This window comes from Roseiconus nitratireducens (assembly GCF_008629675.1).
Lineage (GTDB): Bacteria > Planctomycetota > Planctomycetia > Pirellulales > Pirellulaceae > Stieleria > Stieleria nitratireducens.
The window spans coordinates 547,023-567,222 of the sequence record NZ_VWOX01000001.1 but is presented as its reverse complement, the minus strand read 5'-3'; the positions used below and the strand labels follow the sequence as shown (position 1 = coordinate 567,222).

Sequence of the window (20,200 nt, the reverse complement as noted above, 5' to 3'; positions counted from 1 at the left end):
TGTTTTGCTTGACGCGGTGGATGACCGCGGGCGTGCCAGCGTCTGAGCAGTCCCCCGCCGAGCGCCACCGCGGTCGAATCGTCCCCTCCAAACCGTGACGATCAAAACGCCGCGGCAGGCGAAATGGATCCGCTAACCCGCAAGCTCGCCCCAGCCGTCACCGATGGATCGATGTACACAGACGTTAATCTGCCCACCATGCCTGTGGTAGGGTAAAAGCACACCTCAGCGGACGCATTTACACGGGTGCGAGCCGCTGCGCGAATCGTGCCGAAATCGCATGGCGAACGAGGAAATGCCGGCGTTTTTTCCCCTCACGGCCAACCGGAAGACTAGCTTCCGAAGCAGACGTCTACGGCAAGATTCGCCTCCATTGAGCGAGCAGCCCGATGACATGGCAAACCGACGCGGACGGTCCGTTCAACCAGCGTGTTGTCCTCACGCAACACCCGTCGACTCCGGTGAACTTTTCGCGTTCCACGCGATCACCGCTCGGCACCATCCGCAGAACCATCAAAACCGTTGGGCTCAGCAAAACCGGTGGCCTCAGTAAAACCGACGGCTCACGCAACCGGTCACCTGCGGGATCAGCGGTATCCGGCCCCGCTACCTGCCGGCCGGGCCGGGCGACGATTCCTCCAACGTCGTGTTGATCGCCGTGGTCAACTCGTCCAACGCGGATTCCAGACGGTTGGGGACGCCGCGATCGCCCGCACCGTAGCGCACCCCCTCGAAGCCTTCGGTCAGCACTCGCAGACCGGGCAGCAGCCTGGTGAACTGCGTTCCGACGCGTTGCAACAGCTCCCGCGGCGTTTCATCCGAATGCCGCTCGATCCCCACGCGACGCAGTTGCCGGAGCGTTTCTGCGTAAAACCGCTCGCCCGGTTCTTGGATCGCCGTGTGCCCACGCCGAGAACGGCTGAACCGAAACCAACCAGGCCAGCGAGCCTTGAGCAACAACAGAAGAATTGCCAGGCTGACGATCCCCGCGAACAACCAACGCAGGGGGACGCGTCGACGAAGACTCAGTTCACCGCCCCCCAAGTTTCCCGCCCGCAGAGAAGCAAGCTTTTGTTCGATCGTTTGGAACAGACTCTTGTAGGACGAACTGACCCGCCTCAATCCGGCAGCTTCGGCCAATTCATCGGACTGCCGTTCGGCGTCCATCTCAACGACGTAATCTTCCCACAAGTTGTTTGCCAAGCCGACGATTCCACCGGCGCGGCCGTCCGCTCGATCTTCCACCAGGCTTGCTCCCGGCGTCGGGTCCAACCGCATCCAATAGTGGCGTGTTTTTGGTTGACCGGGCACGACCAGACGACCCGGCATTTGATCGGCATCGATCAGGGCTTCAACCCATGAATGGGCGTGCAATTGGCGGGCAACATAGTATTCACCGATCTGGTTGTATTCCTCGGTGCGGTATCCGACGACCACGCGGCAGGGGATTTGCACGCTGCGCAACATCATCGCCAAAGATGACGCGAAATACTGACAGTGGCCACGGCGATCGGTGGCCAAGAACTGCTCGATCGGGTCAACGCCGGGAACCGGCGAAGAGTCCAAATTCAATGTGTAGGTGAAGTTGGCGTCGTTTGCCAAAAACGTCTCCATGGCCCTGGCAATCCCCGCCTCCGTGCGTTCATCGGGCGGCAATTGCTTCACGATCCGATCGGCCATCGCGGCGGCGGTGGGGACCAGCGATGCGTCGTATTGCAGCAGTTCACGGCGGTAGCGTGGGACCAGACTTTGCTCCCAGAACACCCGAGCAAGATCGAATCCGGACGAAGACAGCGAGCCTTCGATCGCGGACGGCTCGGCAATCCAACCGGTCTGGACTCCCTGATAAAACGCGTTCGTGCCGAACCGGTACGCGATCCGCGGGTAGGGCGGGGTGGTGTACTCGCGCGACAGGGTCCCTTGTTCGACGTTGTGGACCACGTCGGTCGCGTCACCGCTGACGTAGTACGGGGCGATCGCAAACAGCGCCGGTCGGCTCATTGCCTCGCAAGTGACTTTGACATCCACCCGATCGTACAGTGTCGCGGCATCACCGCTTCTCGGGAGGTATCGTTCAGGAAGCCGGCGAGAGACAGACGTCGAATCATCGGCCGAAGTCCACATGGACACCGGACGGGAACGAGAGAAATCAACGGAGTACCTTTCCAGCACTTTGCCACGCAGGTACAAGCTGCCGTTCAGCCGATACGGACGATCGGTCGTCTGGTCGGTCAATTCGATCTTGAGCGCTCGCTTGGGGTTTTGCATCACCTGCCCAAGCTGCTGCAGCCGCACCTCGTCGTCAAACCCGACCAACGGTGCGCCGCCCCCCACCGACCGTTCGGCATCCACCTTTCGTGGCAGGACGTAAAAGAAGGCCGCGGCGATCAGGAAGACGGCGGGCGAAAGCGTCAGCAGTGCGTAGCGAGACCAGGCCGTTGCCGAGCGACGGATCGAACGGACCGACGCGGGGGTTGCCGTGGAAACGAAGGAACTGGCCGCTTGTGTTTCGTCCGGATAGCCGATCAACAGATGCAGCAGCCGTCCCCAACGCGACTCCGCGGTGGGCGACGTCCGGGATGCCACACGCACCTCCAGACTTTCCAGTGTTGCGACAAACCCCAGCAAGCTGAGCGCGCAGGCGCCGACCAGCCCGATCGGGATCATCAGCAACCCAAAACTGATCGCATCATTGAAGATCGCGGCGACGACCAACTCCAGCAAGCAAAACACCGCCAACTGCTCCAGGATCCTCCGCGACTTCCGTTGCATCATCAAGACCGCTTGGACCAACACCAGCAGCAATGCCACGGACACCATCTGTGGCTCGCCACGCTGTTGCAGGCCCCAAAAGTCGCGCACGCAGTAGGCCGCCGCACCGCCCATCGCCAGGTAGGCACCCACCGGCGGCAATTCAAACCACCGCAGCCAATCGACGAACACGAATCCGAAGACGGCGGCAAACACGGCCAGCACCGCGATCCCTTCCGTCCCCTGCCCGCTGGACAGAACCAAGCCGCCGGCGGCCGACAGCAACGCGAATTGAAATTCCAACCGTCGCCGAACCGGCGCATCGGGCTCCGGGGCAACCGTTGGGTCGAACGCGCGATCGTCCTGCCCGGTGGGAACACCGGTGTCAGCCAATGACATGCGATGCCTCCGTGGAAGACCAACGCCGCTTCATCGGACCGGCAGGCTCATCGGCAAGGTAGCGTCGCACGCGCGGCGACTCCACATCCAGCCAACTGAGCCGCCCGGACTGGTCGAAATAGTGCCAAATCCCCCCGGCACGTTTCGCCATGGCACGGCTTTCCGCAGCACGGTGCTGACGTTCTGCCGGCGCAGCGGTTTGCGATGCATCGACCGCGACCGACGGGGCCCGCGTGATCGCGGAAATCGGCCGGTTGCTGATCGCGACGATGTCGAAGCGTCGAAGTTCGTTGGCATGCTCGGTCACGACGTCGGTCAGCCGATCGAGGTCCTCGGACGGCGACGCACCGCGGCGCCCCGCGGGAAGACGCGACAAGCAGGGGCGGGCAATGGCCAAACGACGCAACAATCCCGTCAAGTCGCTTCCACTAGCTTGCAGAAACGCTGGCTCCTCGCAAGCGTCGGCAACCAGCAGACCGACCGATCGGGTGCGCGTGGCCAGTTCCATGATCATCGTCGCCGCCAGACTGAGAACGGTTTCGAACGACCGCATGTCGCGGGCGCTCCGCGTGGAGACCAGGCCATCAACCAAAAGACAGACTCGGTGCCGGTTGCGTTGTTCGAACTGCCGAACGGCCGGAACGCCAATCCGAGCGGTCGTCCGCCAATGGACGTGCTTGATGTGGTCCCCGGATTGCCAGGGTCGGAGCCCGAAGAACTCTCCGTCGTGATTCGTTCCGCCGGTCGATCGGTTGCCTTCCCCGCCCCGGCGCGGCGGCAACAACACTTGCCATCCGCGACGCAGGGGAATCAGGTTCGGATAGACGTACAACCATTCCGCAGTCGACCGGTTCATCCGGTCGCATTGCATCAACGAAAACGGAAACGTCGTCGACGCGTACGTTGGCCCCAGCTGATAACATCCCCGCTGGTGAAACTGGCAACGCACCGAAGTGGTGGTGATCCCGCCCGGCGGCACCAAACCCACGCTGGCGACGAGGGGTGCCCGTTCGATCCGTTCCGTCCCCCCGGCTGCTTCCCTCTCGCCGGCGGGAAATCGCCGCTGCAGGGAATCCTGGATCCGGATCAACCACAACGGAAAAAACCGACTTGTGTTCCGCACTTCGTAGTGGATCAACACTGGCTCATTCGCAAACGCACCGGCAACCGGCAACCGCCGCATCTGCGTGTGACGGATGTCATGACGCCCCTGGCGCCACTGAACGATCACCACGCTGATCATCAACCCGGCCAGGATCAGCAATAAGTTGAATCCCCGCAACGAACCGCCAATGATGGCGAATAGTGCGACGAACAAGAAATGGAATCCCAGACGCGTCAGTCGATATCGATAGCGGGGTCGCAAGAGACGAGGCACCATGGGTGGTATGCGAAGAGAGATTGGACCATCACTATAGTACCAAACCGCCGACCGATCGTCGGCGGAACGTGGCACTTGGGACCTGAGCGAGCATGGCGACCGAAAACTTCCACAGCGACTTTCTGGTGATCGGCGGCGGGATCATCGGACTGGCCACGGCGTGGAAGCTGCAACGACGGTTCCCCGACTGCACCGTGGCGGTACTGGAAGCCGAACGTGAAGTCGCCCATCACCAAAGCGGCCGGAATTCGGGAGTGATCCACAGCGGAATCTATTACAAGCCGGGTTCCCAGAAAGCCCTGACCTGCCGCGACGGCAAGACGCAATTGGAAGCGTTTTGCCAGCAGTACAACGTCCCCTGGGAACGCTGCGGAAAGGTGGTCGTCGCCACCAGCGAATCGGAATTGCAGTCGCTTGATGCGATCGCCCAACGGGGAACCCAAAACGGCGTGGCCATGGAACGGCTGGACAGTGACCAACTCCGACAACGTGAACCGGCCGCCGCGGGAATCGCCGCGCTGTTGGTGCCCGAAACCGGCATCGTGGACTATCCGCAGGTTTGCCGGCAACTGGCCGAACAGATCAATCGCGGACGCGGCGTCGTCCGGCTGGACAGTCGTGCCGTCGCGATCAAGATCAAATCAGAAAGCGTGCGGGTCACCGATACCCGGAACCGGACTCACGACGCGGGGCTGTTGATCAACTGCGGCGGATTGCACAGCGATCAGATCTGTCGCCTGTGCGGGCTGGCCCCCGGAGTCCGCATCGTGCCGTTCCGTGGTGAGTATTACGAACTGAAACCGGAACGGGAGAACCTGGTCCGTCATCTGATCTATCCGGTCCCCGATCCGTCGTTTCCGTTTCTGGGCGTTCACTTCACGCGGATGATCGGCGGCGGGGTGGAATGCGGCCCCAATGCCGTCTTGGCCCTGGCGCGCGAAGGCTACGGTTGGTCGAAGATCAATGTGTCGGAACTGTGGGGGACGCTCCGCTATGCCGGTTTCCGCAGGCTGGCGAGAAAGCATTGGCGGATGGGACTGGGCGAAATGCATCGCTCGCTCAGCAAGTCCGCCTTCGTGACGGCCCTGCAGAAGTTGCTGCCATCGGTCACCACCGACGATCTGGTTCGCGGTCGCGCAGGAGTCCGCGCCCAGGCGGTTGCCAGTGACGGAAGGCTGGTCGACGATTTCCTGGTCCACAAGGCCGAAGCGGCCATCCACGTGCTGAACGCCCCCTCGCCGGCTGCCACGGCTTCGCTGGCGATCGCCGATGCGATCCTTGACCGAATCGGAACGTCTTGACATGTCGGCCGCTTCGTCCATCGAGTGCTGCAGTGTGGGGGTCGCTTTCGGACGCAACGACTTCGCCGTGTCGGATTTGACCCTGCACGTCGGCGGTGGTGAAATCATCTCGCTGATCGGTCCCAGCGGCTGCGGAAAGACAACGCTGCTGCGGGCAATCGCGGGGCTGCAACCGATGACGGTGGGCCGCGTCGAAATGAACCCACCGGCGGACACCTCCCGCGGACAGATCGGATTTGTGTTTCAACAACCGTCCCTGCTGCCCTGGGCGACGGCGCTGGAGAACGTCCAATTGCCCTTGGACATCATCGGTCGCGGTCAGCCCCAAGAACGCCGCCGCGCCGCCCTGGATGCCCTGCGGTCGGTGAAGCTGGCCGACGCGGGTGAGAAGCGACCGCACGAGCTTTCCGGCGGGATGCAAATGCGAACGTCCATCGCACGTGCACTGGTCACCGACCCCAGCGTGCTGCTGCTGGACGAACCGTTTGCCGCCTTGGACGACATGCTCCGCGGCGAGTTGGGAGAATTATTGCTGTCGCTTTGGGACCAAAGACGATTCACCGCGGTCATGGTGACCCACAACATCGCCGAGTCCATCCTGCTCTCCCGACGCATCGCGGTGATGCGCGGTGGCATCCTGGAATCGGTGTTGGAGAACCCGATCCCTTGGCCGCGCGACCAATCGCAAATGCGAACCGCCGAATTCGCCGCCTTTTTTGGCGTGGTGAGCGATCATTTGCGGGGCGCCGTCGACAATCCCGGCCGCACGCCCGACGGCGTTTGATCGGCACCACGAGAACCTTTCAAGACCAGAGAACTTTTCGACCGGGGACGAACCGTTGAATCCGCTTGCCACCGAACCGACCACCCGCCACGGGCAATGGGCTGCGGTCTTGCTGGTCGCCGCGGTTTCGGTCGGACTGTGGCAACTGCTTGCCTGGGGGATGGATCTGCCGCGTGCCCTGCTGCCCCGCCCCAATCAGGTCTGGGAAGCGGCGATCGAAAACCGGCTGGCGCTGACCAAAGCGTTCTATTCCACCGGCGTGGCCGCCACCGCCGGACTGGTCTGGGCGATCGTGATCGGATCGCTGGTCAGCGTCGTGTTCTCGCTTTCGCGGAAAATCCGGTTTGCCTTTTTTCCCTACGTGATCTTCTTGCAAACCGTTCCGATCGTCGCGATCGCCCCCCTGCTGATCATCTGGAGCGGATACGAATTGCGAACCGTCATCATTGTGACCGTCATTGTTTGCCTGTTCCCGATTATCAACAACGTGACCGCGGGCCTGACGGCGATTGATCGACAATGGGCGGACCTGTTCACGCTTTACGGCGCCGGACGCGGAACCCGTCTGTCACGCCTGCAGATTCCCGCCGCCGTTCCTTACCTGGTGCTGGGGGCAAAAACCAGCGCCGGCTTGGCTGTGATCGGCGCCATCGTGGCCGAATTCTTTGTCGGCAACGGGACCGATTATGACGGTCTGGGAACATTGATGACCAAATGGCAAGGCTTTGTGCGAACCGATGCATTGATGGCGGCCGTGTTCGCTTCCACCCTGCTGGGCGTCTTGCTGTTCGGGGCGGTGCACTTGATCGGGCTGACACTGCTGCGACGTTGGATGCCGGCGGATCACGCCAGGGCCAATCCTTGAAACTTGCCAAACAATCGATCGCGGTCCAAGCGGAATCCTGTGAAAGCGGGACGGTTCGCGCGAAGTTGCCGACGGTGCGTGCCGGTCGAACCGTCCGGCACAGGAAAAAAAAGTGTTTTGGATGCATTGCGATGGTCGATTGGAACCGATGCGAATGACCAACCTGACCGGTCATTCCGGCCCGCCCCGTCAATCGTTCCCGTTGCAGCATTCGGGCGACCCGCGGGACGCTTCGATCTGCCGCTACCGTCGTGAGTGACTGTGACAACGCTAAGAATCTTCTCCAATCAATCCGCTTCGCAAAGCAATCTGCGCGTTGGAGCGCGTTTGGATAAGTACCGGATTCAAAAGCGTCTTGGCGAAGGCGGATTCGCAACGGTCTACGCGGCCTTCGACACAATCGAAGGGCGTCATGTCGCGATCAAAATCCCCGACGATCGCTACGTCAGCAATAGCCAATCGCTGGACGACTTGCAGCGTGAGGTCCGGATCATGGCTCGCTTGGACCACCCCGGTGTGCTGCAGTTGAAAAACGCCCAGTTCGCCGGCGATCGGTTCCTGATGGTCTTTCCCTTGGGCGAAGAATCTTTGGCCGACCGCATGTGCCGGCGGATGTCGCGGGCGTTGATCGTCGATTATCTGATCCAAATGGTCGACGCGGTCGCATTCGCCCACGAAAACCGAGTTTTGCATCGCGACATCAAACCGGAGAACTTCATTCTGTTTCCCGACCAGGAAATCCGGTTGACCGATTTCGGTTTGGCGCGGATTGAATCCGGCATGCACGACGTGTCCGCGTCGGGCACCCTGGGCTACATGTCGCCCGAACAGGCGATGGGACATCCGAGTTTTCGCAGCGATGTGTTCTCGTTGGGTCTGGTGCTGTATCGCATGCTGTCCGGTGAGTTGCCCGAGTACCCCTTCGAAGCCCCGTTGCCCGGATACAATCGTCTCCGCCGCGGCGTCTCGTCCGACCTGATCGCGATCATCCGCAAAGCGATCGACCCGTCGCCCCGCAAACGCTTCCGCGATGCCGTGGCGATGAACAATGCCTTGGCCAAGATCCGCTATCCGCTGTCGGACCGCAGCGTCGCGCAGCGTGTCGGGGCCGGCCGTGGGACGCGACGGTCGACGCGACAGGCTGCTTGATGCAGTGGCCCCGCCCGCACCTCCGCTGCTGGCAATCGCGGAAGCGTCGCCGGGTGACTTCGGTCGGGCCGCGGCGATTCATTCGCTCGCCTGATCAGCTCGCGGAATTAGCTCGCTGAATTAGCTCGCTGAGTTAGCTGGCCGGGGGCGTCTCCGCCTCATGCACGAACCCCAAGTGGCCCTCGAAGTGGCGACACTGCAGCGCGTCATGCTGTGCCCGCGTCATCCGGCCAAAGATCGGATGGTCGGGCAGTTCGGCCGGAGCACGAAAGTGCTCGTAGGAATCGCGAAGATGTGCCAGCCCTTGATCGGTGCTGACCGGTTCACTGGGCCACAGGATGCCCTGCGCCTTGGCCGGCAGCTTGAATCCGGTACTCGCTTTTCGCAACACGAACGGTCGCAACAAACGAGCCGCCATTCGCATCGGTCCAGAAACGGGAGGACCGGACAACCGGCCGGTGACGATGTCCAGAGTTCGCGCCAGGTGTTCCAGAATCTGGCCCAAGGAGAACTGTCCGGTCGTTCGGACGTCGATTGAAGCCAACCGCTCCGCCTCCGCCATCGCCTGCTGGATCGATTCGAAACGCAAGCTTCGATGTTCTACGGACACGTCAAATTCTCCGGTTTCGATGGCCGTGTCTCGACACCCTCGGTGACGGATACGCTTGGTGACTGAGCGGACAGTGACTGGGCGGGCGATGGTAAGGACGCCAGCCTGCTGACATCCGATTGCGTGGACGACGACTTTGCCAAAATTGCCACTGGCGTCAGCGGCAAGGATTCGTGAGCGTCCCGATCCCCTCGATGATCACACTGCAGCGGTCGCCGGGCTTCAGGTACACGGGCGGGTCCTTGGCATCCCCGACCCCGGGTGGCGTGCCGGTGTAAATCAAATCGCCGGGTTTGAGAGTCACGAATTGTGACAGGTGGGCAATCAACGACGGAATGTCAAAGATCAGTTGCGCGGTGGTGCTGTCCTGCACGGTGTGACCATTGAGTTCCATTCGGACGCGAAGATTCGACGGATCGGGGAGTTCCGATTTGGTCGCGATGCAGGGACCCAAGGGAGCAAACGTGTCAAACGTTTTGCCCAGCAACCACTGACCGCCCGGTCGTCCTTTTTGCCAATCTCGCGCCGAAACGTCGTGGCCGCAACTGTAACCGAACACAAAGTCCATCGCCCGATCGGCGGTCACGTTCTTTGCCTCGCGACCGATCACGACCACCAATTCCGCCTCGTAGTCGACCCGCTTGGAGATGGCCGGCAATTCAATGGCTTGACCGGGCCCGATCAGCGCGGAACTGAATTTGCCAAACACCACCGGCTCGGTCGGGATTTCCGCTCCGGTTTCGATCGCGTGATCGCGATAGTTCAACCCGATGCAAATGATCTTTTCCGGCGGAGGAACTGGCGGCAACCATTGGGCCTGGTCCGACCAGCGATCGGCCGGAATCGCATCGGGATCTCCGATTGATGTCCAGTCAAAGGAGAACAGTTCGGCTTCGAACGGCGGCTGGTCGGTCAGGTGGCGCAAGGGGCACACCGCATCCTCGCGATAGATCGCATACTCGGGCTGGCCGGTGGGGCCAACGATTCGGCAAATCGGCATCGGGATCCGACCCTCCTGAATGGTGAAGGTGCTTGGCGCGCCGGCGACCGTGCCGGTTGAACGTGCCGACGGAACTGGGGGCATCGTCGCGGCTGGAGCGCCCCCCCGCAAGCCGGCACCGCGGGTCGATCAACCCAGCGACCGGACATAGCAGAAAAAGAAAAGTCCCAGATGCAGCACCAGCGTTCCCATCGACGCATAGCGGAACCTGGCCGCCGCGAATAGTCCGCCGACGGAGAGCACCGTTCCCAGCATCGCCACCATGGCACCTCCGGCCGGAAACCACCAAGCTCCCAGCACAGCGAACAGCAACACCAGGATGCCGGCCGTCGACGCGCCGATCGCGGTGTACTGCATGGGCCCCAGGTCATCGTAGGTCGGCCGCCGCCGGGCATCGCCCGCTGCAACTGCCGCGAGTGCCGGGCCGGACGGATCGGTACGAAACGGCGATCCGACCCGGACGTCCGACGCGTCCTCCGCACGGGGATCTCCGCTGACCGACGGGTTCTCCGAAACGCTGCTCGACGGAGGGTCCGACGACTGAACCAACTTCGCAACGAACGGCCTTTCATCGGCAGCTGCGTTCGCCGACGGGGGTTCCACGTTCCCCGAGGCCGCCTCGTCCGCTGGCGGCGGATCGGTGGGGGCACCCAACAACTTGCGCACGGACTCGGGCTGAGTTTGCTCGGGCTGAGATTGCTCAGGCTCAGGTGGCTCGGGCTGAGATTGCCCGGACCGCGGCGGCGTTGGATCCGGCTGGCGATGATCAGAACTCATGTATCCACTTTGATCGACGTTTTCACGGAACTCGATTCACTCTTTGCGGTGTTCCTTACCCAATTCTAACGGGTGACCGATTCCAGTGGCTGTCGGGCGGACCGCGTCGCCCCCGATGCCCGCTCCCGACCGATGGGCATGATCCGAGTCAAACATCGAACCAGAATGCCTCGGACGACCTACAATCGGTTGCTAAGATAGGGGCGGACGGCCGCCGTCGGTCGCGATTCAGTTTTTTTGCCTTCGAAATGCAGATGAGACCTTTGCAACGATACCTGACCGGCCGTGCGACCCGCGTGGCCCAATCCGCACTGGCCTGGGGCATCCTGGCGTCGCCGTTGTTGGCGGCCGATCTGGGATCGACCAAGCCGCTGACGCCGGAAATCGCGGAAGCATCGGGCGAAGCTCGCGATGCGATGGCGGCCATCCGGATTCCCGACGGCTGGCAGATCGACCTGTGGGCGGCCGAACCGGATCTCGCCAACGTGGTTGCGTTTGATATCGATTCTCGCGGCCGCGTCTACGTGTGCGAGACCTTCCGTCAGAACCGTGGGGTCACCGACAATCGCGGCCACGACCGGCAATGGCTGCTGGCGGACTTGGCGGCCAAGACCGTGCAGGATCGGATCGATTACCACAAGCGGTTGCTCGGCGAGGCGGCGGTGACGTACGCGCAGCACGACGACCGTATCCGCCGGCTGACCGACACCGATGGCGACGGCAAGGCCGACGACAGTGTGGTGTTCGCTAGCGGATTCAACCGTTTGGAAGAGGGCACCGGGGCCGGTGTCCTGGTGCGTGGCAATGACGTCTATTACACCTGCATCCCGAAGCTTTGGAAACTGATCGATCAGGATCAGGATGGCGTCGCCGATGAACGGGTCGTCCTGTCCGACGGGTACGGCGTGCGCGTCGCCTTCCGAGGCCACGACATGCACGGGCTGATCCGCGGGTACGACGGCCGGCTGTATTTCTCGATCGGAGACCGGGGTTATCACGTCCGCACCAGCGAGGGTGAGGTCTTGGCCGATCCCGCCAGCGGCGCGGTGTTCCGCTGTGAAATGGACGGTTCCGGTTTGGAGGTCTTCGCCACCGGGCTTCGCAACCCGCAAGAATTGGCGTTCAACGACAAGGGCGACTGGTTCACCGTCGACAATAACAGCGACAGTGGTGACCAGGCCCGTATCGTGCACCTGCTGCAAGACGGCGACACGGGTTGGCGGATGTATTACCAGTACCTGCCGGACCGCGGCCCGTTCAACCGCGAGCGGATTTGGGAACCGCAAAACGCTGACCAACCGGCTGCGATCGTTCCGCCGGTCGCAAACTTTACCGACGGTCCCAGCGGTTTGGCCTACTATCCGGGAACCGGGTTTGGCGACCTGCTCCGGGACGCCTTTTTCATCTGCGACTTTCGGGGCGGTCCGAGCAACAGCGGCATTCGGTCCTTTCGCGTCAAGCCGGACGGTGCGACGTACGAACTGGCATCTGACAGCCAACCCATTTGGACCTGCCTGGCAACCGACGTTGCCTTCGGCCCCGACGGCGCGCTGTACGTCAGTGATTGGGTGGACGGCTGGGACGGCCTGGGCAAAGGACGACTTTATCGTTTGACCGATCCGAAACACATCGATTCGGACATCGTTCGCGAAGTGAAGTCGCTGCTTGCCAGCGACTGGACGAAGCAAGAAACCCAACAGCTGGTCGACCAACTGGGACATCAGGACCGCCGCGTGCGTCTGGAAAGCCAATGGGAGCTGGCCCGCCGCCAACAAGTCGACGCTTTGATCGCGGTGGCCAGCGAAGCGTCCGGCGCCTCGGTGCCGCGGCGCCACGCGGTGTGGGGACTGGGCCAGCTTGCTCGTCACGGCGAGTCGGATTCGAAGATCCAATCGGCGCTGACGAACGTTTTGGCGGATGAAGACCCGATCGTCGTTGCGGCCGCTGCCACCGTCGCCGGAGAATTGGGCTGGGAATCAGCGGTCGAACCGCTGAAAGCCCAGCTGGACGCGACCGATGCACGCCTGCGTTATCACGTCATCGATGCCCTGGGGCGGTTGGAGGCCGGTGACGCCGCCGACAACATCATCAAACACCTCGTCGCGAACAACCGCCAGGACCCAGCCCTGTTCCACGCCGCGGCGATGTACCTGAGCCGCGCGGCCGACGAAAACCAGTTGACGGCGTTGCAGAAGCACGACAGCTCGACAGCCCGATTGCTGGCCGTCGTTGCCCTTCGTCGTCAGAAAAGTGGTGCCATCGCCGGTTTCCTGCAAGACTCCGACCCGGCGGTGGTGCTGGAAGCCGCACGAGCCATCCACGACGAACCGATCGCGTTTGCCACCGAAGCATTGGCTAAACGGATCGACCAGCCGATGGAATCGGAACAGTTGGTACGTCGCGTGTTGAACGCGAACTTTCGCGGCGGCGGTGCGGAGTCGGCGGTCGCTCTGGCCAAGTACGCCACGCGGACCGAAGCCCCCGAAGCGATGCGAATCGAAGCCCTGGACATGCTTTCCTCCTGGGGCTCCCCCGATCCGCTGGATCGGGTTCTCGGCGACTACCGTCCCCTGGAACCTCGCGACGCGGTCATCGCCGCGAAGGCCCTGGAACCGCAGATCGATCTGCTAATGACCGCACCGGAACGTGTTCGACTGAAAGCGATTGATGTTGCCTCTCAGCTGGGAATCAAGAAGATCGCAGGCGCGTTGGCCAAGCAAGTGGGTCAGGAATCCCGTGCCGCCGATTCCCGCGGCAAGGCCTTGGTGGCGTTGGCCCGGCTGGAACCGTCCGTGGCCGTCGACATGGCCCGCAAGATCCCGGCCGACCAGGGCGGACCATTGGGTCTGGCCGCACTGACGGTGTTGGCCGACCACGCCGCGGAATCCTCGGTCCAACGCTTTGTCGGAGCGACGAAAACCGGGGACCTGAAATCACGGCAAAAAGCTTGGGACACCCTGGGCAAGCTGAAACTCCCCGAGGCCCAGACGGCGATCCGCGACGCGGTCAACGCCTACGTGGCGGGGCAACTGTCTCCGGAAGTCCAACTGGAGGTGCTCCGTGCCGCCCAAGGCCGTTTGGGCGACGCACTGCAGCAAAAACTGCAATCCCATCGCCAGACGATCGCTCAGGAAGATCCACTGGCCACTTGGTTGGATTCCTTGTCCGGGGGCGACCCGCAGCGAGGCAGTGAACTGTTCTTCAACAAAACGGAGCTGTCCTGCGTCCGCTGCCACAAAGTGGACCGCGCCGGCGGCGAGGTGGGCCCCGAGTTGACCACCATCGGCAAACAACGCGACGCCCGCTATTTGCTGGAAGCGATCTGTTTGCCCGACGCCAAGGTGGCCGAAGGCTTTGAAACCGCGGTGATCATCGACATCGACGGTCGTGTCTTCAGCGGCATCGTCAAATCCGAAACCGACGACTACGTGGAGCTGATGCTGAACGACGGCACCCAGCAGCGGATTCTGCAGGACGAAATCGAAGCCCGCCGAAAAGGCAAGTCTTCGATGCCGGCGGACCTGATCAAACACCTGACACCCGCCGAGCTGCGCGACCTGGTCGCGTACCTGGGCAGCTTGAAGGTCAACCGGCGTGGCGAAGGCGAGGTCGAGTGACCACCGTTGCTAATCGTCACGCGATCCGTTTGACGCCTGGTCCAGATCGATGGTCGTGATCCCGACGTTGGTTTCGGCGATCATCAGGTAGCGATCATCGGGGCTGATCTGAACCGCGACCGGAGCGACCTGCCGAGGCTCCAAGGAAACCAATTCCAATCCGCTCCGCGTATCCCAAACCCGGATCACGCGGTCCAATCCGACGGTCACCAGGCGATCTCCCGAGAAGGACGCACTGACGCGGGTGACCGCTGCACTGCTGACCAACAACCGGTATTCCAGAATGGGATCCCCGGTTGACTCGGGCGTGGTGGCGCCGGGGTGCGGCCGGGCTCTCCAAATCGCACAGGTCCCGTCGTCGCTGACCGTCGCCAATCGGTCCCCGCCTCCGATCCAATCGAAATCCTGAATCGCACGTTCGTGTGCCTTCCACTTCATGATCGGTCCGTCGAACCACCTCGCCGGCTCGGCCAATCCCCCGTCGTTCGGTTGTCCGAGCGCCAAAACAAACGCGTGGCCATCCGCGGTGACACCAAGCACGGCGGACCGGTCTGGCGAAAGGCCCAATCGCAGAATCTTGCCAAGCTGCGGCATCGGACGCGTCAGCCGAAGTTGACCGCTGTGGCGATCAAACAGCAGCAGCCGCGTTCGCGCCGGGTCGTTCGCATTCCGCTCCTTGGGCTCTGATTCTGTTGCTGCGGTGGCCGCGAGCATCCAGTCCGAACCGATCAGACACGCGGCCGAAAATCGCTCATCCGGGGTCGTGTTCTCATAGGTGACAACGACCTCCTCCGCGCCGGACTGGCACAACAAAATGCGATCGCGGCAAGCGACCAGATACTCAGGTGACGGCGCGGAAGTCATCCCCGGTCGCAAGGACAAACGTTCGACACAGGTCGTGTGGCGCTGTTCGACGATCAAAGCTGAATTGTTCACCTGCCGCTCGCGATAGATCACGACCGGTCGTCGACCGCGGCTGGCCGTCGCCACGGCGATACGATCGTCCGACACCCAGGCCGCGTCGGCCAAATCCACGTTCGGCAAGAAGAGCCTGCGGACTGAGGGAGGATCGGGATTGCCCCATTTCAAGACACGGCCATCCGCACCCGCCGTCAACAGCCAATGGACGCTCCGCAAAGGGGCCTCTGATTCAGAATCATCGGCCGCCTTGATTTCCCGTCGGGCGACAAACATCAGCGAGTCTTCGACCAGGTTTTCGTGCCCTCGAAAACGATCATACGCCAACGATTCCATCCGTACCCGGCTGCCGTTGATGGGTGTCTGCTCGACAGGATCGCCGATGGCGGGATTGGGCAACTCGCAACGAGCAACAAAACCTTTTTCCCCGCCAACGGACAGGAACCTGCCATCTGGCGAGAACCGGAGATTGCGAATGACGTGGTCACCGATGCGGAACGCCCGGACCCGCGTGGGGTCCGTGTGGTCCATGACGTACACGACCCCGATCCCGTCGCACCAGGCCAAACGATGGGCATCCGGATCGAGGGCCAAACCGTTCACATTCAACCCCCGCCAAAGCAGGTCATCGCGTCGCTGCAATGGATCGGCAATCGTCCACCGTTCCACCATCCCGTCGGATTCCGGCAAACCAGACTGTCCGCCGCGACTGATGACGAATTGACCCGCGGCGCTGGAAACGATTCCCGTCACGGCGGCCTGACCGTTCCAACCGCGTTCGACGACTTCGCCTGGGATTCCGTCGGGATCAAGCGGATAGCAGGCCAGCCAACTGGTCTGAGGGGCCGAATCATCCCGAGAACCACCGCCGACCAACAGATGACGGCCGTCGCCAGCGAAAGTGATTGCCAAACCTGCCTGCCAATCCGGCCGCGCCAGTTGGGTAATAAATTTGCCCTTTCGGAGGTCCCACAGGGCGACGTCCGCCGATCCCTGGATCCAGGCCAGAAATCGGCCTTGAGGGTCCGTGACCAGCTTTCGAACCGGCGCCTCGGTTTCGCAAATCAGTTCGTAGTGATGAGGATTCCAGATTGTCCAATCGCCTTGCTCGTTCTGGACCTCTCCCGGATCGATCTGCCATTGCCAAACGCAACCGTCTTCGGCAGAGGCAAACAGATGACTTTGATCGGGCGTCATCGCCAGTGACGTGATCGGCGTGTCGCCGCGTCCTTGACGCGGGAGAAGTTGCCAGTTGGGCGATGTGGACAGCGAATCGAGCAGCCTCCACTCCCAGCCACGCAGTGCTTCTGGAATGTTATCCAGAATCTGCAGGCCCCGGGTTCGATTTCCCAAGGACATCTCCAACGAAGCCCGCGCCAGTTGAATCATATCCCGTTCGACCAGCAGATCACTGCGTTCCTCCACCAGCACGTTTTGCTGCTCTGCCAACGCATCGGCGCGATCACTCAGCTGGTGCTGTTTGACTTGCGAAACGGTCATCGCCATGGTGAGAAGGGCGACCAACGGGACGCCGATAGCGAGCAACGCATACACCGGGTGCGAACGGCACCACGACCACGCGTTTTCGAGTGCCGAAACCTTGCGAGCGCGGATCGGCTCGCGGCGACGGAATCGTTTCAAGTCGTCGCGCAGGTCGGCCGCGGAACGGTAACGTCCCTGCGGCGACTTGGTCAAACAACGTAGGATGATCGTTTCCAAGTCACGGGGCACCCCCGCACGCCGACTTCGGGGAGGCGCGGGCATCGTCGACTTGGTCGCCAACAAAACCTCCCGCGTCTTGCCGACAAACGGAGGCGAACCGACGATCATCTCGTACAGAATCGTCCCCAGCGCGTAGATATCCGAGGGTGGTTGGTTGGCGTCGGACGTCCCCTCGGCCTGTTCGGGGCTCATGTAGGCCGGCGTCCCAAGAACCGTGCCCTCGGTCGTCAACCCGGAAGAGAATGCGGGATAGCTGGCCAAGCCGAAGTCCAAAACCATCGGGCGGCCTTCGTTGAGCATCACGTTGGCCGGTTTCAGATCCCGGTGAACAATTCCCCGGTCGTGCGCGCACGCGACCGCGTCGGCAATTTGCGTCATCCAGTCGGCGGCCAAATCATAGTTCATCGGCCCGTGACGTTTTAGATGCTGCGCCAACGACGGACCGTCGATCCACTGCTGCACCAGAATCGGCAAACCGTCTTCAATCAACACCTCATAGACTTGGACCACATTGGGATGCGTGATTGCCGCCGCGGCGCGGGCTTCGGTTTGAAAACGGGCCGCGGTGGTATCGCTCATCACCCGCGTGGCATGCGGGATCTTCAACGCCACCCAACGCGCCAACCGAGCATCGCGGGCACACCAAACGCTGCCGGTTGATCCCGTCCCCAGCCGTTGCTTGATTTCAAAGCGTCCCAGCCAAACCTTTTTGGAACCCAAGCTTGCCAATTTGGACACGTTGCCCGGGGTGCCCAGACGATGTCCGCCGGAGTCCGCATCAATGGCGGTGCCGGCCCGCGTTTCGGCGGCATCGCGATAGGCGGCATCAATCGCATCCAACTCCGCCCCCAATTGATCGCGCCAGGCATCGGGAACGCCGGCCAGGAAGGGCGCGCGTTCGACGCGACCGTCCTGCAGCGAAGCTTCGTAGGCATCGCAAAGACGGTCGATCGTGATCCACTTCTCGCGTGACTCGTCCGGCATTCCTCCGGCGGTCTCACTCTCCGGCCCGTTCATCTCGGTCCTCCAGGATTGGGATCCATAGCCGTCGGATCAGGTTCAGTTTTCGCTCGACGGTTCGCGTCGCGCATCCCAACTTGTCGGCGATCTCGTCATTGGTGAAACCCTGCAGTTTCAATCGCACGATCCCTCGCAGAGTCGCTTCGGAGAGCTGTTCCAGAAACTGGTGCAACACCTCATCATAGGCGAGTTGTTCGTCGACCGGTCGCTGCGCGCGATCCCGAACCGCATCCAGCGACACCTGAGAATGCTCGATCGATTCTCCACCGCCGGCGAACGGCGTTTCGCGCGACTCGGGTTCGTCCTCGTTCCACCGCAAAGGCGATCGAATTTGCGAGTCTCCGGCCTCGGAAGCCGCAGGCATCCCCGGTGCCCGCCGGGGCGGCGTTGGAGGAACCGGTGGGAATCGCTCCGCCGGAGGAACGCGCCGCGCCCCGTCGCCACCGCGTCGCTTGGCGTTGTCGTATCGGACCGAATCGATGGCTTTGTTCTTGGTCAGTTTCGCCAGGATCGCCCACGCCTGACCACCGGAGACGAGTGCGTCCAACTGGCCGGTTTCGATCCGATCAAAGAAACTCCGAAACGCGCTCTGCGCGACATCCTGCTCGTCAGCCAATCCGCCGCTGCCCGGCAATCGCCCCCGGGCGACACGTTCCACACGAAGACGGTACCGCGCGTGCAGTTTCTCCGCCGCCACCTGACGAGCTTCCTCGTCGGCCGCATTGCGAAGCTGGCGCAGTATTTGAGTGACAGAAGAATGCGAAGAAGAGTCAGTCATGAGCTCGGGGCAGAAAAGATGAGACCGGAAGGGTTTCCGCCGTGCCGCCTCGCGTGCGAAACCATGTTCGCATAAATCGTCACCACTCGTCAGCACAATTCCGCTCGCGCGGCCAATCTTCTGCTGGCTCTGATCCGATCCGGACCGGACCAGTGGGGGATCCCGAACCGGTCTGCCCGGACCACCCGCCGTTCGACTCAAGCCATTGGGGTAGGTGCCGGAGACTTGCGGCCACCCCGCGGCGGTTCGTAGCGCGTCGCTCGACCGTGCGGCACGTTCCGCCGTCTGGCGACGGCGGCTACGGAGGTATGCCACCTGTTGCAAACCGGCGTTCGAGAATCAGCGAATCGCTAATCGATCATCACCAGATCTTCAAACGGCAACCAACGGATGTCCGGCGGCTGCCGGGGATCAGGCGTCACGATCGCTGCCGACGCGATGAACCCTTCGCGTGGTCGAAAACAGACGAACTGCCAGTGGCGACCGTCCTGCAGGTCCGAAGACAGGAAGCGGATGGTGGGACGGTCCGCGTCCAGTGACTCGAATGAGAAATCGCACAGGGGCGTGTGCAAACCGGTCCCGATGGCTTTGATGTAGGCTTCCTTGAGCGTCCAAATCTGCAGAAACCGCATTTGCTGCTCGCCCCGCGGATAGCTCCGCAACAGTCGCACCTCCGGCTGAGAAAAGTATCGCTCGGCCAGCTCGGTCGACGTCCGCCGGTCCAGACACTCCACATCCACCCCGATCAATTCGACCGCGGGGTCGGCCACGCCGCACAGCACCAGACCGTCGGTATGGGCGATGTTGAACGGCTGACAAGCTTGGGGCGGGTCGGTGACAAACGGCTTGCCGTGTGGGCCGATCCCGAACCGGATCTGATCCGGGCGGATGCCCTGACTTCCCAACAACCGGCGGGCCATCGCCCGGCCGACCACGTGTTGGTTGCGTGTCGTCGGCCGCCGAAATCGATCGGCCTGCCGCACCTCTTCGATCGGCAAACACTGCTCGCAGCGCGACTCGAAGGCCCCGGGGGCGTCCACCGAAACAGCGGCGTGCCAGATGTGAACCGACGCCGATTCCGTCGGTCCGCTGGAAGAACGGCTGGTGATCTGATCGCGCATCTCCCGA

At 62.3% G+C, this 20,200-nt stretch carries 13 protein-coding genes; 5 read left to right on the top strand and 8 right to left on the bottom strand.

Annotation, left to right across the window (positions count from 1 at the left end; translation table 11 throughout):
• Positions 1 to 606: 606 nt before the first annotated feature.
• A complete protein-coding gene (locus FYK55_RS01860) occupies positions 607 to 3,150 on the bottom strand; it encodes a DUF4129 domain-containing transglutaminase family protein (RefSeq protein WP_150074287.1) in 2,544 nt (847 codons plus the stop codon).
• Positions 3,137 to 4,531 (bottom strand): DUF58 domain-containing protein, encoded by a 1,395-nt coding sequence (locus tag FYK55_RS01855; protein ID WP_150074286.1) that lies wholly within the window; start codon positions 4,529 to 4,531, stop codon positions 3,137 to 3,139. Before FYK55_RS01855 ends, FYK55_RS01860 begins: the two co-directional genes overlap by 14 nt.
• A gap of 92 nt (positions 4,532 to 4,623) precedes the next feature.
• On the opposite strand from FYK55_RS01855, the gene lhgO reads away from it, so the two are divergent.
• From lhgO to FYK55_RS01835, 4 genes are all read left to right on the top strand, one after another.
• Positions 4,624 to 5,832 (top strand): L-2-hydroxyglutarate oxidase, encoded by a 1,209-nt coding sequence (lhgO, locus tag FYK55_RS01850; protein ID WP_150074285.1) that lies wholly within the window; start codon positions 4,624 to 4,626, stop codon positions 5,830 to 5,832.
• Positions 5,801 to 6,616, top strand: a complete 816-nt coding sequence (locus tag FYK55_RS01845) for an ABC transporter ATP-binding protein (protein ID WP_235908347.1) — start codon at positions 5,801 to 5,803, stop codon at positions 6,614 to 6,616. The genes lhgO and FYK55_RS01845 overlap by 32 nt, the downstream gene beginning before the upstream one ends.
• 55 nt (positions 6,617 to 6,671) lie before the next feature.
• Positions 6,672 to 7,481, top strand: a complete 810-nt coding sequence (locus FYK55_RS01840; RefSeq protein WP_235908346.1) for an ABC transporter permease — start codon at positions 6,672 to 6,674, stop codon at positions 7,479 to 7,481.
• A gap of 261 nt (positions 7,482 to 7,742) precedes the next feature.
• Positions 7,743 to 8,630 carry a serine/threonine-protein kinase gene (locus FYK55_RS01835; RefSeq protein ID WP_150074284.1) on the top strand — a complete coding sequence of 296 codons (888 nt, stop codon included), beginning with the start codon at positions 7,743 to 7,745 and terminating at the stop codon, positions 8,628 to 8,630.
• Positions 8,631 to 8,763: 133 nt separating this feature from the next.
• On the opposite strand, the gene FYK55_RS01830 is transcribed toward FYK55_RS01835, so the two are convergent.
• The 3 genes from FYK55_RS01830 to FYK55_RS01820 form a co-directional block, all read right to left on the bottom strand.
• Complete coding sequence (locus tag FYK55_RS01830; RefSeq protein ID WP_150074283.1) at positions 8,764 to 9,240, bottom strand: DUF1569 domain-containing protein; 477 nt, start codon at positions 9,238 to 9,240, stop codon at positions 8,764 to 8,766.
• A 157-nt stretch (positions 9,241 to 9,397) separates the two neighbouring features.
• On the bottom strand, positions 9,398 to 10,240 hold the full coding sequence (locus FYK55_RS01825) for a fumarylacetoacetate hydrolase family protein (RefSeq protein WP_150074282.1): 843 nt from the start codon (positions 10,238 to 10,240) through the stop codon (positions 9,398 to 9,400).
• Between the two features lie 129 nt (positions 10,241 to 10,369).
• Complete coding sequence (locus FYK55_RS01820; RefSeq protein WP_150074281.1) at positions 10,370 to 11,017, bottom strand: hypothetical protein; 648 nt, start codon at positions 11,015 to 11,017, stop codon at positions 10,370 to 10,372.
• Positions 11,018 to 11,271: 254 nt separating this feature from the next.
• On the opposite strand from FYK55_RS01820, the gene FYK55_RS01815 reads away from it, so the two are divergent.
• Entirely contained in the window at positions 11,272 to 14,634 is a 3,363-nt protein-coding gene (locus FYK55_RS01815; protein ID WP_235908345.1) for a PVC-type heme-binding CxxCH protein, read from the top strand.
• Between the two features lie 9 nt (positions 14,635 to 14,643).
• Here FYK55_RS01815 and FYK55_RS01810 read toward each other — a convergent pair whose 3' ends face one another.
• The 3 genes from FYK55_RS01810 to FYK55_RS01800 form a co-directional block, all read right to left on the bottom strand.
• A complete protein-coding gene (locus FYK55_RS01810) occupies positions 14,644 to 18,291 on the bottom strand; it encodes a WD40 repeat domain-containing serine/threonine protein kinase (protein WP_150074279.1) in 3,648 nt (1,215 codons plus the stop codon).
• Positions 18,272 to 19,072, bottom strand: a complete 801-nt coding sequence (locus FYK55_RS01805) for an ECF-type sigma factor (protein ID WP_150074278.1) — start codon at positions 19,070 to 19,072, stop codon at positions 18,272 to 18,274. The genes FYK55_RS01810 and FYK55_RS01805 overlap by 20 nt, the downstream gene beginning before the upstream one ends.
• Positions 19,073 to 19,422: 350 nt before the next feature.
• On the bottom strand, positions 19,423 to 20,193 hold the full coding sequence (locus FYK55_RS01800; RefSeq protein ID WP_150074277.1) for a 4'-phosphopantetheinyl transferase family protein: 771 nt from the start codon (positions 20,191 to 20,193) through the stop codon (positions 19,423 to 19,425).
• Positions 20,194 to 20,200: the final 7 nt, after the last annotated feature.